Consider the following 14145-nt stretch of genomic DNA (forward strand, 5'->3'; position numbering starts at 1 on the left):
TCCAGGTCACAGACCTGGGGCACCCCAGATGGGGAACCAGCGGCTCAGGTCCTGCTCGATCCGCAGATCGTCCGCGAGCGCGGCCTTGACCTGCAATTCCAGCGCGTTGTCGCGCCGCTGTCCGTCACCGGCCAGCGGCGCGAAGGGGTAGAAGGTCCCGCGCTTGTAGAGATAGACGAGCGCGAGCCGACGCTGCCCGGCGTCCTGGAAACCCGTCACGGAACAGAGCAGCTGCGGGCCGAAGCCGCTGCCCTCCAGCGCGCTGTTCACCGCGTGCAGATCACTCACCAGGGCGGGCAGGTCATCGGCTGCCCTTCGCGAGACCAGCCACGAGTACCCGTACTCGTCCCGGGTCAGCTCCACCGGTGGCCCGCTCCTTTCGGCGTCCGCGTCGATCAGCGCCTGCACCTCCTGGTGCGCCTCGGCGAAGGCCGCGCCCTCGACGCTCGCGAAGCACACCGCGCCCGTCCCGGTCGGGGTGAACCCGGCGGCCGCCTGCAGGGTCACGGCCGCCGACGGCAGCCCGAAGAGCCGGTCGAGGTCGGGCGCGACAGCTTTGGTCCGCCCGAGCAGGATGTCCAGGAACCCCATGCTCAGGAGGCCTTCCCGGGCGTCGCGGCCTCGCCCAACTCGGCGGAGATGCGCGCCAGTTGCTCGAGCCGCTGCTCCAGGCTCGGGTGGGTGGAGAAGAACTTCGAGATGCCCGGCTCGGAGCCGAAGGCGGGCGTGAAGTAGAAGGCGTTGAAGGCCTGCGCCGTCCGCAGGTCCTTCGTCGGGATCCTGGCGATGTCCCCGGTGACCTTGGTCAGCGCGGACGCCAGCGCCGAGGGCCGCCCGGTGAGCAGGGCCGCGGCCCGGTCGGCGGCCAGCTCGCGGTACCGGGACAGTGCCCGGATGAGCAGGAAGCTGATCGCGTACACGGCCGCGGCGACCACCATCACGGTCATGAAGATCGCCACCGTGTTCTGGTCCTTCCTCCCGCGCGCACCGAAGAGCTGCGAGTAGAAGGCGAACCGCACGATCAGCCCGGCGAGCACGCCGAGGAACGACGCCACGGTGATCACGGCGACGTCCTTGTGGGCCACATGCGACAGCTCGTGCGCGAGCACACCCTCAAGCTCATCGGCCTCCAGGCGCCGCAGCAACCCGGTGGTCACACACAGCACCGCATGATCGGCGTTCCGCCCGGTCGCGAACGCGTTCGGCATGTCCAGCTCGGACACGGCGACAAGCGGCTTCGGCATGTCGGCCACGGCACACAGCCGGTCCACGACGCCGTGCAGCTGCGGATACTCCTCCCGCTCCACGATCCGCCCGTGCATCGCGTACAGCGCGATCCGGTCCGAGAACCAGTACTGCGCGCCGAGCAGCCCCGCCGCGATCACCACGACCAGCACCCAGGACTTCAGCAACACGATCAACGCGGCGACGAAGGCCACGTACAGCAATCCGAGCAGAAACAACGTGACCGTCATCCGCACGGTCAACCGCCGATCACTCCGGAACCGGCTCTGCATCATGCATCACCCCGCACTCAGGCACTCGTCCCGCTTTCCATTGTGCGCCCGGGCTTGCCCATGAACAGGGCCCGAAAGGCTCCATGGACGGCAAAGAACGGCCGGTGTCAGGACGTGGGCGGGATCGCCTTGAAGTTCTCGCCACCGTAGAGAGACTCGTAGTGGATCTCGATCACCAGTCGCTGGGCTATGAGATCCCAGAACCAGCTGTGCTCGTCATCGCTGAACTGCTCAAGGTGAATCAAGAAGACGGACTGCCCCGCGAGGAGCACGGAACCCGGGCGTAGCGAGTAGGTAAGGGGCCACACCGGCAGCGATGCCTTGACGCGGTGCTGGGTGGGACGATTCCAGGGCCCGAAGTCTTCGCCGTCCAGTCGCACCACAGTGTTCGTCACGATGGCCGGGCCGAGACCGGCGTTGATGACCTGGAGGCCTGCATTGCGGTCTTCGTATCCCTTGATGCGTCGCATCTCCAGCAAGGGCCTGACGGATTGCCTGTTGTGCAGCCGGGTGGCCCTGGTCTGCGAGTAGCTGATCCAGAGCGAGCCGAGCGCTATCGCCGTCGCCGATATGGCCGTGACCGTGTCCGAGTTCATCCGGCTGCCCCCCCACGATGCCCCTGAGGCCATAGTCCTTCCCGATGGCCGCGGGCGTCACGCGTGACCCGGACAACACATCGGCCGTGCCCCTCCCGAAGGAAGGGCACGGCCGAGGTCGTGCGGCTGGTGCGACGGATTTACACGTCGAAGTACAGCTCGAACTCGTGCGGGTGCGGACGCAGCTGCAGCGGCGCGATCTCGTTCGTGCGCTTGAAGTCGATCCACGTCTCGATCAGGTCGGGCGTGAAGACGTTGCCCTGGAGGAGGAACTCGTGGTCGGCCTCGAGAGCGTCGAGGACGGCCGGGAGGGAGGTCGGGACCTGCGAGACGCCCGCGTGCTCCTCGGGGGCCAGCTCGTAGAGGTCCTTGTCGATCGGCTCGGCCGGCTCGATCTTGTTCTTGATGCCGTCGAGACCCGCGAGGAGGAGGGCGGAGAAGGCGAGGTACGGGTTGCCGGAGGAGTCGGGCGCGCGGAACTCGACGCGCTTGGCCTTCGGGTTCGAGCCGGTGATCGGGATACGCATGGCCGCGGAGCGGTTGCGCTGCGAGTACACCAGGTTGACCGGGGCCTCGAAGCCGGGGACCAGGCGGTGGTAGGAGTTCACCGTCGGGTTGGTGAAGGCGAGGAGGGAGGGGGCGTGCTTGAGGATGCCGCCGATGTAGAAGCGGGCGGTGTCCGAGAGGCCCGCGTAGCCCGCCTCGTCGTAGAACAGCGGGTCGCCGTTGGACCACAGCGACTGGTGGACGTGCATGCCCGAGCCGTTGTCACCGAAGATCGGCTTCGGCATGAAGGTCGCGGTCTTGCCGTTGCGCCAGGCGACGTTCTTCACGATGTACTTGAAGAGCTGGAGGTCGTCGGCCGCGGCGAGCAGCGTGTTGAACTTGTAGTTGATCTCGGCCTGGCCGGCCGTGCCCACCTCGTGGTGCTGGCGCTCGACCTGGAGGCCGGAGTTGGCCAGCTCCAGGGAGATCTCGGCACGGAGGTCGGCGAAGTGGTCGACCGGCGGGGTCGGGAAGTAACCGCCCTTGTAGCGGACCTTGTATCCGCGGTTGTCCTCGATGGCACCGGTGTTCCAGGCGCCGGCCTCGGAGTCGATGTGGTAGAAGGACTCGTTCTCCGCGGTCTTGAAGCGCACGCTGTCGAAGACGTAGAACTCGGCCTCGGGGCCGAAGTACGCGGTGTCGGCGATACCGGTCGACGCGAGGTAGGCCTCGGCCTTCTTCGCCACGTTGCGCGGGTCACGGGAGTACTGCTCGCCCGTGATCGGGTCGTGGATGAAGAAGTTGATGTTGACCGTCTTGTCGCGGCGGAAGGGGTCGACGCGCGCGGTGGACAGGTCGGCGCGGAGCGCCATGTCGGACTCGTGGATGGCCTGGAAGCCGCGGATCGAGGAGCCGTCGAAGGCCAGTTCCTCGTCCGGGTCGAAGGCCGTCGCCGGCAGCGTGAAGTGCTGCATCACACCCGGCAGGTCGCAGAAGCGGACGTCGATGAACTTGACGTCCTCGTCCGCGATGAACTTCTTGGCCTCGTCGGCGTTCTGGAACATCCAGCTCCTCCTACTCCCGCCCACAGGTGGACCGGGGTGGTAGTTCGTTCGTGCGGCCAGTGCGGTGGCACACGCTGGACCCGACCATAGGGACGGGGGATTTCTCAAGCGTGACCCATTTGTTTCACCCAAGTTAACCGGACCGGGCCCGCTGTACCCCACCTGTCCGCATGCCAAAACGGGCGCAGTACCGTGGACGGGTGGACAACAGGCAAGCAATCGGATCGTGGCTTTCCGGACCCCGCGCGGCGGCGGAGGAAGCCGGCGCGGACTTCGGATACCGGGGCGAGCAGCTCGGTCTGCCGGAGCAGGGACCGGGCTCGATCGCCCGTCCGGGACGGCGTCTGGGCGCCCTGGCCGTCGACTGGGCCCTGTGCCTGCTGATCGCATACGGGCTGCTCACCGACGGCTACGGCCAGGCGACCGGCAACTGGGCCTTGCTCGTCTTCTTCGTGCTCGGCTTGCTCACCGTCGGCACGGTCGGCTTCACTCCGGGCAAGCGCCTGTTCGGCCTGCGGATCGTGCCGGAGGGCGGCGGCCGGCTGAACCCGTTCCGCGCCCTGCTGCGGACCGTGCTCCTGTGCGCGTTCATCCCCGCCATGATCTGGGACCGCGACGGCCGCGGGCTGCACGACAGGCTCGCGCGCACCATCGAAGTGCGGATCTGATTCGATCCTCTCGTACGACGAAGGGGGCGCCCGGAGATCTCCGGGCGCCCCCTTCGTCGTACGACTCGTAGGAGGGATGTCAGCGGGACTTCGGCCCGCCGCGCGGCATCCGCATGCCCTTCGGCATCGGACCCTTCGGAAGCGGCATGTTGCTCATCAGGTCGCCCATCGCGCGCAGCCGGTCGTTGGTCGCGGTGACCTGGGGACCGGTCAGGACGCGCGGCAGCTTCAGCATCGCCGTGCGGAGCTTCTTGAGCCCCACCTGGCCCTCGCCGGTGCCCACGAGAATGTCGTGCACCGGGACGTCCGCGACGATCCGCGCCATCTTCTTCTTCTCGGCGGCCAGCAGGCTCTTCACCCGGTTCGGGTTGCCCTCGGCGACCAGCACGATGCCGGCCTTGCCGACGGCCCGGTGCACCACGTCCTGGCTGCGGTTCATCGCCACCGCCGGGGTCGTGGTCCAGCCTCGGCCGATGTTGTCGAGAACAGCCGCGGCTGCGCCCGGCTGTCCCTCCATCTGACCGAAGGCGGCGCGCTCGGCCCTGCGCCCGAAGACGATCGCCGACGCGAGGAAGGCGAGCAGAAGGCCGAAAATGCCGAGATAGACCGGGTGGCCGATCAAGAAGCCGATCGCGAGGAAGACACCGAGGGTGAGAATTCCGACAGCCGCGAGTACAAGACCGATCTTGGAGTCGGCCTTGCGGGTCATCTTGTAGGTCAGGGCGATCTGCTTGAGTCGCCCGGGGTTCGCAGCGTCCGCTGCGGTTTCCTTCCTCGCCATGCCACGAAGTCTACGTGGCCCGGGAAGCGCCGACGACGGCAGTACCGGGGAGCGGGGACGCGGTACCGCGGAAACGGCGGCTACGAACGCGTCGCGACGGCTTCCAGCACGCGCTGCGCCTCGACCCTGTCCTTGGCACGGCGGCGGTCCTCCAGGACGGAGGTCCAGGCATTGCGGCGGGCGGTGCGCTGACCGCTGCTCATGAGCAGCGACTCGACGGCACGGAGTGCATCGGTGAACGACGGGATGGCGGTGGCGCGTACGGGCGCGGCCTGCATGATGGAAGTCCCCCCTCGGGATCGGCGGCTCTGGTTGGGGCTGTACGTGGCGTAAGACCAGGGTCACTGATTGGTGTTACCAGGGCGTGACCGACCGGTCAAACACCAATGAAGCCTTGATGCGCGCGCCTCGCACGTTGATGTGCTCCAAACGGTGTCCCCATCAGCGGGGACGGCCGGGGCCGCGGTGAACGGACTCCGGCGGAGGGGGAGTTGCTTGTGCGCCGATTCACACAAAAGCGGTGGCACTCAGTGCCACCGCTCTCGGGTGCGACGTGTGTACGACTCGTGTCCTACGGCGTGTCAGACCGCCTGCGAAGCGACGTACGCGCCGCGCTTCTCGATGGCCATCTGGTACAGCCGCCCGGCGCGGTACGAGGAGCGGACCAGCGGGCCCGACATGACGCCGGAGAAGCCGATCTCCTCGGCCTCCTCCTTCAGCTCCACGAACTCGTGCGGCTTGACCCAGCGCTCCACGGGGTGGTGGCGCACGGAGGGGCGCAGGTACTGCGTGATCGTGATGAGCTCGCAGCCCGCGTCGTGCAGCTGCCGGAGCGCCTCGCTGACCTCCTCGCGGGTCTCGCCCATGCCGAGGATCAGGTTCGACTTCGTGACCAGACCGTAGTCACGGGCCTCGGTGATGACCTTGAGCGAGCGCTCGTAGCGGAAGCCGGGGCGGATGCGCTTGAAGATCCGGGGGACCGTCTCGACGTTGTGCGCGAAGACCTCGGGGCGCGAGGAGAAGACCTCGGCGAGCTGGTCGGGCTCGGCGTTGAAGTCGGGGGCGAGCAGCTCGACCTTGGTGCGGCCGCTCTCGCGCGAGGACGTCTGGGCGTGGATCTGGCGGACCGTCTCCGCGTACAGCCAGGCGCCGCCGTCCTCCAGGTCGTCGCGGGCGACGCCGGTGATCGTGGCGTAGTTCAGATCCATCGTGACGACGGACTCGCCGACGCGGCGCGGCTCGTCACGGTCGAGGGCCTCGGGCTTGCCGGTGTCGATCTGGCAGAAGTCGCAGCGCCGGGTGCACTGGTCGCCGCCGATGAGGAACGTGGCCTCGCGGTCTTCCCAGCACTCGTAGATGTTGGGACAGCCCGCCTCCTGGCAGACCGTGTGCAGGCCCTCGCTCTTCACGAGGCTTTGCATCTTCGTGTACTCGGGACCCATTTTCGCCCGGGTCTTGATCCACTCGGGCTTGCGCTCGATGGGGGTCTGGGCGTTCCGGACCTCCAGGCGCAGCATCTTGCGTCCGTCGGGTGCGACTGCGGACACATCGGCTCCCTGTAGCTTCGATTCTTCGGCGTACACCAGGGTACGCCCGTGCGGTTCTTGGTCTCCGGGGTGGGCAACCTTGGGGAACGTGGGTGCATTCCCCCAGGTCAGGCCGACGCCCGTTCCACCTCGCGCGGCTTCAGGTCCGCGTTCTCCAGTACGTCCCGCAGGTGCTTCTCCGCGACCGGCAGGACCTCGCCGATGGTGACCTCGCGGCCCAGCTCGTACGAGAGGGACGTCACGCCCGCGTCGCGGATCCCGCACGGGATGATCTTGTCGAAGGAGGACGTGTCCGGATTCACGTTCAGGGCGAAGCCGTGCATGGTGACGCCCTTGGCGACGCGGATGCCCATGGCGCAGATCTTGCGGTCCTCGCGGCGCTGGCCGGCGTTGGAGGGGGCGTACTCGGGGCCGTTGAGGCGGGGGTCGAACTCGTCGTCGGTCAGGCGGGGGTCGAAGTCGAGGGAGAGGCCGCCGAGGCTGGGGCGCTGCTCCACCGGGTCGCCGAGGACCCAGACGCCCGCCCGGCCCTCCACGCGGCTGGTCACCACGCCGAACTCCGCACAGACGCGGATCATGGCCTCTTCGAGGCGGCGGAGATGGGCGACGACGTCAACCGGGCGCGGCAGTTTCTGGATCGGATATCCGACGAGCTGGCCCGGGCCGTGCCAGGTGATCTTGCCGCCGCGGTCCACGTCGACGACGGGGGTGCCGTCGAGGGGCCGCTCGTTGTCCGCCGTACGCCGGCCCGCCGTGTAGACCGGCGGGTGCTCCAGGAGCAGACAGGTGTCGGGGACCTCGTCCAGGAAGCGGGCGGCATGCACACGGCGCTGCTCGTCCCAGGCCTCCTGGTACTCGACGGCCTCGGCACCGAATCCCATGTGGACGAACCGCAACTCACTCACGGCAAGCGCCTCCCTAGAAGCCCTCAGAACCCTTGTAAGGCACGTAACGCGCCCACGCCACTGTACGTCCGGCCGATGCCCGTCAGCCCTGCGGCCAATCCTCACACGATCGGATGAATGGTTGCCGAAGTGTGCGATCGGGTGCTTACGGACCGCTACATTCGCGCCGTTCACGAGGCCATAACGGCTGCTCACAGGCAATCCGGGCACGTCACAGGGACCCGGAAGGCAGGAGACCGCACCGCAGATGACGGAACGACCCGCGCAGCGCACCCCCAACCGACAGCTCGCCGCGCTCATCGCAGAAGCGGGGTTCTCCAACGCAGGTCTCGCCCGTCGCGTGGACCAGCTCGGCCTCGAGCACGGACTTGATCTGAGATACGACAAGACATCGGTCACCCGGTGGCTGCGCGGGCAGCAGCCACGAGGGACCACTCCCGCGCTCATCGCCGAGGTGTTCACCCGCCGCCTGGGCCGCCGGCTCGGCGCGCAGGACCTCGGGCTCGACGCCTGCGCCCCCGTGTACGCGGGGCTGGAGTTCGCCGCGACCCCCGAAGAGGCCATCGACATCGTCAGTGGGCTGTGGCGCAAGGACTCCGGCAGCCACGCCGAGCTGCGCAAGATCGCCTTCACCCCGGCGGGACTCGTCGTCCCCAGCCGGGACTGGCTGATCGGGCGGGCCGACGACCGGGTGAGCCGCGGCGACCCGGGCGGCACACGGGTGCCCGCACAGGGGCGGCCCGCCGTCCCTCGCCAGCGCAGCCAGACCGAGCGCGGCCCCGGCCAGAAGGTCACCGGGGGCGACATCGCCGCACTGCGCTCCGTCGCCGAACTCTTCCGCACGCTCGACCACGCCTACGGCGGCGGCCACGCACGCCAGGCCCTGGTCCGCTACCTGGAGCACGAGGCCGAGCCGATGCTGCGCGGCGCGTACGGCGAGCAGACCGGGCGCCGCCTGTTCGCCGCCGCCGCCGACCTCACCCGGCTCGCCGGCTGGACCTCGTACGACATCGCCGCGCACGGACTCGCGCAGCGGTACTTCGTCCAGGCGCTGCGGCTTTCGCAGGCGGCCGGGGACCGGGCGTACGGCTCCTATGTGCTGGTGACGATGAGCCGTCAGGCGGTCTACCTGGGGCACGGACGCGAGGCCGTGCAGCTCGCGCGGGTCGCCCAGCAGGGCGTCGGGACGACGGCGCCGTCCGTGGTGCAGGCGCTGCTGCACTCCGTCGAGGCGCGCGGGCACGGCGTGCTGGGGGAGGTACGGGCCTGCACGGCGTCCCTGGTGCGTGCCGAGCGCGCGCTGGAGGCGGCCAGGGCCGGCGACGAAGTCCCTTACTGGGCACGGTTCTTCGACGAGGCCCAGCTCGCCGACGAGTTCGGGCACTGCCACCGGGACCTCCAGCAGTACCGGGCCGCCGCGCAGCACGCCGAGCGCTCGCTGCAACTGCGGGCGCCCGGCTATGCGCGCAGCCGGCTGTTCTGCCGCGTGGTGCTCGCCTCCGCACGGCTCGGGCTCGGCGAGCTCGACCAGGCCTGCCAGCTGGGCGCGGAGGCCGCGGGGCAGGCGGTGGAGATGCGGTCGGTACGGGCCGCCGAGTACGTACGTGACTTCGAGCGCCGCCTGGAGCCCTACAAGGACGCGGCGCCCGTACGCGGGTACCGGGACAAGGTGGCGGCGCTGGGCTGAGGCGGCTCAGGCCGCGGTCTCCAGGGATTCCTCCAACGGGGTCATCCGGGCGCCCACGTCCGTGAGCAGGGCGTGGGCGGCCCGGCGGGCCGAGTGGAGCGCGCCCTGGAGCGTGCTCGTGTCCCGGTGGTCGCCGCACACGTACAGGCCCGCCAGCAGCCGTACCGGTCGGCGCAGGTCGTGCGGCGGGGGCATCGCCGGGACCGCCTCGGGGTCGTGGTGGACCGCGAGGAGTTCCCAGCGGGTGGTCGACGTCCCGTACAGGCGGGCCAGTTGGGCGCGGACCGTCGCGTCCAGGTGGGCGGCGGCGGGCGGTGTGCCCAGCACGGTCGAGGAGACCAGCGCGCGGCCCGCGGGGGCCCGGGTGGGGTCGACCTGGCTGATGACCGCGGTGTGCGCCACCGGGCCGCTCCGGTCGGCGTCCAGGAGCAGGGCCGGATCTGTGAGCGGGGGCTCGTCCGTGGTGTGGTGAAGGACCGTCACCGGGTGGAAGGCGGGGAGGCGCAGACCCGGCAGGAGCCGGGCGGCGGCGCGCGCCCCGGTCGCCAACAGGATGGCGCGGCAGGTGAGTTCACCGTGGTCCCGCGTCGTCACCGTGGTGGTGGAGACCGCGGTGACCCGTACGCCCGTGTGGACCGTGCCCGGCGGAAGGGAGGCCGCGAGGAGCTCCGGGAGCGCGTCCGCGCCGCCCTCCGGCAGACACAGACGGCCCGTCGCGAAGGAGTGCAGTGCCAGGTCCGCGCAGCGGCTCGAGGTTCCCAGGGCCGGGTCGCACAGGAGCGCGGCGAGGAGGGGGCGCAGGAAGCCGTCGACCGTGCGGGGCGGCAGGCCCCGGGTGGTCAACGCCTGCGCGGCGGGCACGTCCGGGCGGGTGAGGAGGCGGTCCGGTGGGGTGGCGGCGAGGCGGGCGAGGGCGGTGGCGAGGCGGGACTGGTCGTGGGGGGCGCCCAGGGGGCCGGGGCGCGGCGCTCCGCGGTACGGGCGGGCTCGGGGGAGGCGGGGGGCGCTCGCGAGGGCGCGTGCGGTGGTGAGTGCGCCCCTCGCGCTCCGGGGGGCGGTGGGGGTGGCGGCGTGATGGTGGCGGCCGTCGCTGTGAAGCAGGACGCCCGGGGCGAACGGGCGCAGGGTCAGGGTGTCCAGGCCCGGGGTGCGGCGCAGTTCGGGATACGAGGTGGACAGGAGCCGGCCCACGCGGTCGAGCCGGAAGCCGTCGATTTTCTCCGTGGACATGCGGCCGCCGACGTTCGGCGCGGCCTCCAGGACGGTGGTCGTCAGGCCTGCCCTGGTCAGATGCCGGGCGGCTGCGAGGCCGGCGACTCCGGCCCCCACGATGACGACGTCCACGTCTTGCGCGATCTCCGCTTGGCGCACGTGCCCCTCCTCGAGGTTGCGCGGCCGGTGAGGACGTCATGCCCCCAACAGGCCTTTGGGATACCCGAGTTCGGGTCGAGGGTGGAGGGGCGTCGGCGGTGGGGGAAGTCGCGCGGTGGGCGTGCACGGTCGCATGGGGGTGCATGTGGGGTGCGGGTGGGAGGGTTTCGCCCCCGCCGCCCCTACCCTCCCCGACTCTCGGCTTCGCTCGAGCGGGGGGGCCATCGTCCCTGGGGCTCCGCCCCAGACCCCGCCAGGGGGCGCTGCTGCCCCCTGGACCTCCGCTCCTCAAACGCCGGAGGGGATGTTTTTCAGCTGACGGCCGCCCGCAATGCCGCCTCGATCGACGGGAACGTGAAGTCGAACCCCGACTCCAGGAGGCGGGTGGGGAGGACGCGTTGGCTGCCGAGGATGTCGGAGGACATGTCGCCGAGGGCGAGGCGGAGGAGAGGGGCGGGGACGGTCAAGAGGGTGGGCCGGTGCAGGACGCGGCCCATGGCCTCCGTGATCTCACGGTTGGTGAGGGGATCCGGCGCGGTCAGGTTGACCGGACCCGACAGGGACTCCGTGTCGATCAGGTGCCGGATCGCGGCCACCTCGTCATGGAGCGAGATGAAACTCCAGTACTGGCGCCCGGTCCCCATCCGCCCACCGAGCCCCGCCTTGAAGAGCGGGAACAGCTTCCCCCAGGCCCCACCCCGGCCGGCCACCACCAGCCCGGTACGGGCGAAGACCGTACGGACGCCCGCCTCCCGGGCCGCGCCCGCCGCGGCCTCCCACTCCACGCAGACAGAGGGAAGGAAGCCGTCTCCGGGCGGCGCCGACTCATTCACCGCCCGCTCACCCGTATCGCCGTAGTACCCGATCGCACTGCCGTTGACGAAGACCCGCGGCGGCGAGTCGAGCGAGGCGACGGCGTCGGCCAGCGTCGCCGTGCCGAGCACCCGGCTGCGCCGGATCGTCGCCCGGTACTCCTCCGTCCAGCGCTGCGAAGCGACCCCCGCCCCCGCGAGATTGACCACCGCCGCGCACCCGTCGATCCCCGTCGGGTCGATCCGGCGCGCCTCGGGATCCCACTGGATCTCGTTCTTCGCCCGGGGCGGGCGCCGTACGAGGCGGACCACCTCGTGTCCGTCCGCGGTGAGGGAGTGCGCGAGGGCGGAACCGATCAGACCGGACGCACCGGCGATCGCGACGCGGGAACCGGGGGAAAGGGGTGAGTCGCTCATGCGTCCATCCTGCCCGGACATCCCGGAAATTTACGGGACGGGACCCCGTGCAGCGGCCGTATGGTGATCCTCATGCCGGTTCCGCACATACGTATCGCCACCCTCGACGACGAGGACGCCCTCGGCCGACTGGACCGCGTCACCTGGTCTCCGCTGCACGCCGTCATGCCGCGCCCCCGACCGCCGTACGAACCCTTCTACGGCGAGCGGTTCGGTCCGCGGGATCATCTCGTCGCCGAAATCGACGACAGCGTGGTCGGCTACATCCGGCTGGGCTTCCCGACCCCGCTCGCCAGCAACTCCCATGTCCGGCAGATCCAGGGACTCGTCGTCGCCGACGAGGCGCGCGGCGCCGGGGTCGGGCGGGCGCTGCTGCGGGCCGTGCAGGACGAGGCCAGGCGGCAGGGGGCCCGGCGCATCACGCTGCGCGTCCTCGGGCACAACACCCCGGCGCGCAAGCTGTACGAGTCCGAGGGGTTCATGGTGGAGGGGATCCTGCCGGAGGAGTTCCTGCTCGACGGCGCGTACGTGGATGACGTACTCATGGGGCGCTATCTCTGATCAGTGCCAGTGCCAGTGCCAGTGCCAGTGCCAGAGCCAGAGCCAGCCCTCGGTGTCGGATCCGTATCTGTGATCAGTGCTCAATGTCAGTGCTCAATGTCAGCTCTCAGTATTGGAGAGCAACGGGCGCATTCCGCCCATGAGTTGACGCAGGCAGCGGACCGCCAGCTCGGCGGGTGAGCCCGGTCCCTCGACCGCCGCGTCCGTCTGTGCCCAGGTCTCCAGCGCGACCCGGATCGCGTCCGTGGCCGCCGCGGCGGCGAGGCGCGCCTCCAGCGGGTCCGCGTCGGCGCCCGCCAGCCGGGCCACCACGGGGATCAGCCGTTCCTCCGACTCCTGGTTGACGCGGTACCAGACGGCCCGCAGTGCCGGGTCGTCCACGGCCGCCCGCAGCAGTGCGCGGGTCTGGTGCAGGCCCTCGGCGTCCGCGTCGGGGGCGGACAGTGCCTCCTTGATCGCGTGCTCCAGCGCCTCCGGCAGCGCCGTGCCCGGCTCCGTCGCGGCGAGCAGGGTGCGCCAGCGGTCGCCGCCGGCGGCGAGCAGCGGGCCCACGGCGTCCTGCTTGCCCCGGAAGTAGCGGTAGAAGGTGCGCAGCGCGACCCCGGCGCGGCGGGCGATGTCCTCCGCGGTGGTGCCGTCGGGGCCGTACTCCGTGAAGAGATCCGCGGCCGCGCGCGCGATGTCGAGCTGGGTCGCCGCCTTGCGGCGCTCGGTCAGGGAGAGGGCGGGGGGCTCGGGCGCGGGGGGCGACGGCTGGCTGCTCACGGGAGAAAGCGTACGCCCGGACAGGGCGGCTAGGCACTTTTCGCCGTGATGGCAAAACGTGCCACATCGGCGTAGCGTGTATCGCGCATTAAGGAGGTCGACGTCGAGAGACCCCGGCGCCGGCTGCGAGAGACAGAGAAATCGGGAAGCCCCCGGGAAGACGAGACTGGAGACCCACCATGAATCGCTACGAAGGACGCCGCGCGCTCGTCACCGGGGGCGGCTCCGGCATCGGCCAGGCCACCGTGCTGCGGATGCTGGCGGAGGGCGGCGCGGTCGTCGCCGCCGACGTCAGTGAGGCCGGACTCAAGGACACCGTCGCCAAGGCGGGCGCCGACGCCGGGCGACTGACCACGGTCGTCGTGAACATCGCCGACGAGGCCTCGGTCCGGGACGGAGTCGCTCAGGCCGTACGGGCCCTCGGTGGTCTCGACGTGCTCGTCAACGCGGCCGGCATCCTGCGCTCCTCGCACACACACGAGACGACGCTCGCCGACTTCAACCAGGTCATCGCCGTCAACCTGACCGGCACTTTCCTGATGATCCGCGAGGCGATACCGCACCTGCTGGAGGGCGAGAGCCCCGCCGTCGTGAACTTCAGCTCGACCTCGGCGATGTTCGCGCACCCGTACATGGCGGCGTACGCGGCGTCCAAGGGCGGCATCCAGTCCATGACCCACGCCCTGGCGAGCGAGTACAGCAAGCAGGGCATCCGCTTCACCGCCGTACAGCCCGGCTCGATCTCGTCGGGCATGACGGACGGCTCCGGTGCCAGCAGGCAGAGCGTCGGCCCCGGGCTGCCCGAGGACACCGACTGGAGCCTGTTCGCCAAGCTGGCCCCGGCGCTCGGTGAGGGCTTCGCGGGCCCCGAGGCCGTCGCCGGAGTCGTCGCCATGCTCGCCTCGGAGGACGGCAGGTTCATCACCGGCACCGAGGTCCGCATCGACGGGGGCACGCACTTCTGAGCC

The 14145-nt window shown here is 70.3% G+C and carries 15 protein-coding genes; 4 read left to right on the top strand and 11 right to left on the bottom strand.

The features are described from left to right. Window positions 1–6: 6 nt before the first annotated feature. From pspAB to glnA, 4 genes are all read right to left on the bottom strand, one after another. The gene (gene pspAB / locus ACZ4WS_RS45720) at window positions 7–591 is read right to left on the bottom strand and encodes a PspA-associated protein PspAB (protein ID WP_467989817.1); all 585 of its coding nucleotides are present in this window, start codon (window positions 589–591) and stop codon (window positions 7–9) included. A gap of 2 nt (window positions 592–593) precedes the next feature. Next, on the bottom strand, window positions 594–1517 hold the full coding sequence (gene htpX / locus ACZ4WS_RS45725; protein ID WP_467989865.1) for a zinc metalloprotease HtpX: 924 nt from the start codon (window positions 1515–1517) through the stop codon (window positions 594–596). A 107-nt stretch (window positions 1518–1624) separates the two neighbouring features. Continuing rightward, window positions 1625–2113 carry a hypothetical protein gene (locus tag ACZ4WS_RS45730; RefSeq protein ID WP_467989819.1) on the bottom strand — a complete coding sequence of 163 codons (489 nt, stop codon included), beginning with the start codon at window positions 2111–2113 and terminating at the stop codon, window positions 1625–1627. A gap of 140 nt (window positions 2114–2253) precedes the next feature. Beyond that, complete coding sequence (glnA, locus tag ACZ4WS_RS45735) at window positions 2254–3663, bottom strand: type I glutamate--ammonia ligase (RefSeq protein WP_467989821.1); 1410 nt, start codon at window positions 3661–3663, stop codon at window positions 2254–2256. 200 nt (window positions 3664–3863) lie between these two features. Between glnA and ACZ4WS_RS45740 the strand changes: the two genes are divergently transcribed. Next, complete coding sequence (locus ACZ4WS_RS45740; protein WP_467989823.1) at window positions 3864–4331, top strand: RDD family protein; 468 nt, start codon at window positions 3864–3866, stop codon at window positions 4329–4331. 79 nt (window positions 4332–4410) lie between these two features. Here ACZ4WS_RS45740 and ACZ4WS_RS45745 read toward each other — a convergent pair whose 3' ends face one another. From ACZ4WS_RS45745 to lipB, 4 genes are all read right to left on the bottom strand, one after another. Next, on the bottom strand, window positions 4411–5112 hold the full coding sequence (locus tag ACZ4WS_RS45745) for a DUF4191 domain-containing protein (RefSeq protein WP_467989825.1): 702 nt from the start codon (window positions 5110–5112) through the stop codon (window positions 4411–4413). An 80-nt stretch (window positions 5113–5192) separates the two neighbouring features. Further along, window positions 5193–5390 (bottom strand): SCO2195 family GlnR-regulated protein, encoded by a 198-nt coding sequence (locus tag ACZ4WS_RS45750; protein ID WP_189190500.1) that lies wholly within the window; start codon window positions 5388–5390, stop codon window positions 5193–5195. A 303-nt stretch (window positions 5391–5693) separates the two neighbouring features. After that, a complete protein-coding gene (lipA, locus tag ACZ4WS_RS45755; RefSeq protein ID WP_467989827.1) occupies window positions 5694–6659 on the bottom strand; it encodes a lipoyl synthase in 966 nt (321 codons plus the stop codon). 107 nt (window positions 6660–6766) lie between these two features. Continuing rightward, complete coding sequence (gene lipB, locus ACZ4WS_RS45760; protein ID WP_467989829.1) at window positions 6767–7864, bottom strand: lipoyl(octanoyl) transferase LipB; 1098 nt, start codon at window positions 7862–7864, stop codon at window positions 6767–6769. Between lipB and ACZ4WS_RS45765 the strand changes: the two genes are divergently transcribed. Then, window positions 7812–9251 carry a regulator gene (locus ACZ4WS_RS45765; RefSeq protein WP_467989831.1) on the top strand — a complete coding sequence of 480 codons (1440 nt, stop codon included), beginning with the start codon at window positions 7812–7814 and terminating at the stop codon, window positions 9249–9251. The two genes, lipB and ACZ4WS_RS45765, sit on opposite strands and share 53 nt — an antisense overlap. 6 nt (window positions 9252–9257) lie before the next feature. Here the strand turns inward: ACZ4WS_RS45765 and ACZ4WS_RS45770 are convergent, their stop codons facing one another. Both ACZ4WS_RS45770 and ACZ4WS_RS45775 read right to left on the bottom strand, forming a co-directional pair. Next, complete coding sequence (locus ACZ4WS_RS45770) at window positions 9258–10622, bottom strand: NAD(P)/FAD-dependent oxidoreductase (protein ID WP_467989832.1); 1365 nt, start codon at window positions 10620–10622, stop codon at window positions 9258–9260. 311 nt (window positions 10623–10933) lie between these two features. Next, complete coding sequence (locus ACZ4WS_RS45775; protein ID WP_467989835.1) at window positions 10934–11851, bottom strand: TIGR01777 family oxidoreductase; 918 nt, start codon at window positions 11849–11851, stop codon at window positions 10934–10936. A gap of 63 nt (window positions 11852–11914) precedes the next feature. On the opposite strand from ACZ4WS_RS45775, the gene ACZ4WS_RS45780 reads away from it, so the two are divergent. Continuing rightward, window positions 11915–12412, top strand: coding sequence for a GNAT family N-acetyltransferase (locus ACZ4WS_RS45780; protein WP_467989867.1), 498 nt, complete (start codon window positions 11915–11917; stop codon window positions 12410–12412). 99 nt (window positions 12413–12511) lie between these two features. Here the strand turns inward: ACZ4WS_RS45780 and ACZ4WS_RS45785 are convergent, their stop codons facing one another. After that, the gene (locus tag ACZ4WS_RS45785) at window positions 12512–13177 is read right to left on the bottom strand and encodes a TetR/AcrR family transcriptional regulator (RefSeq protein ID WP_467989837.1); all 666 of its coding nucleotides are present in this window, start codon (window positions 13175–13177) and stop codon (window positions 12512–12514) included. 179 nt (window positions 13178–13356) lie between these two features. Here ACZ4WS_RS45785 and ACZ4WS_RS45790 point away from each other — a divergent pair, with 179 nt between their 5' ends. Further along, window positions 13357–14142: an SDR family NAD(P)-dependent oxidoreductase gene (locus ACZ4WS_RS45790; protein WP_467989839.1), complete on the top strand. Its 786-nt coding sequence runs from the start codon at window positions 13357–13359 to the stop codon at window positions 14140–14142. Window positions 14143–14145 lie beyond the last annotated feature (3 nt).

The sequence above is a fragment of the Streptomyces sp. NPDC029292 genome (assembly GCF_055569295.1).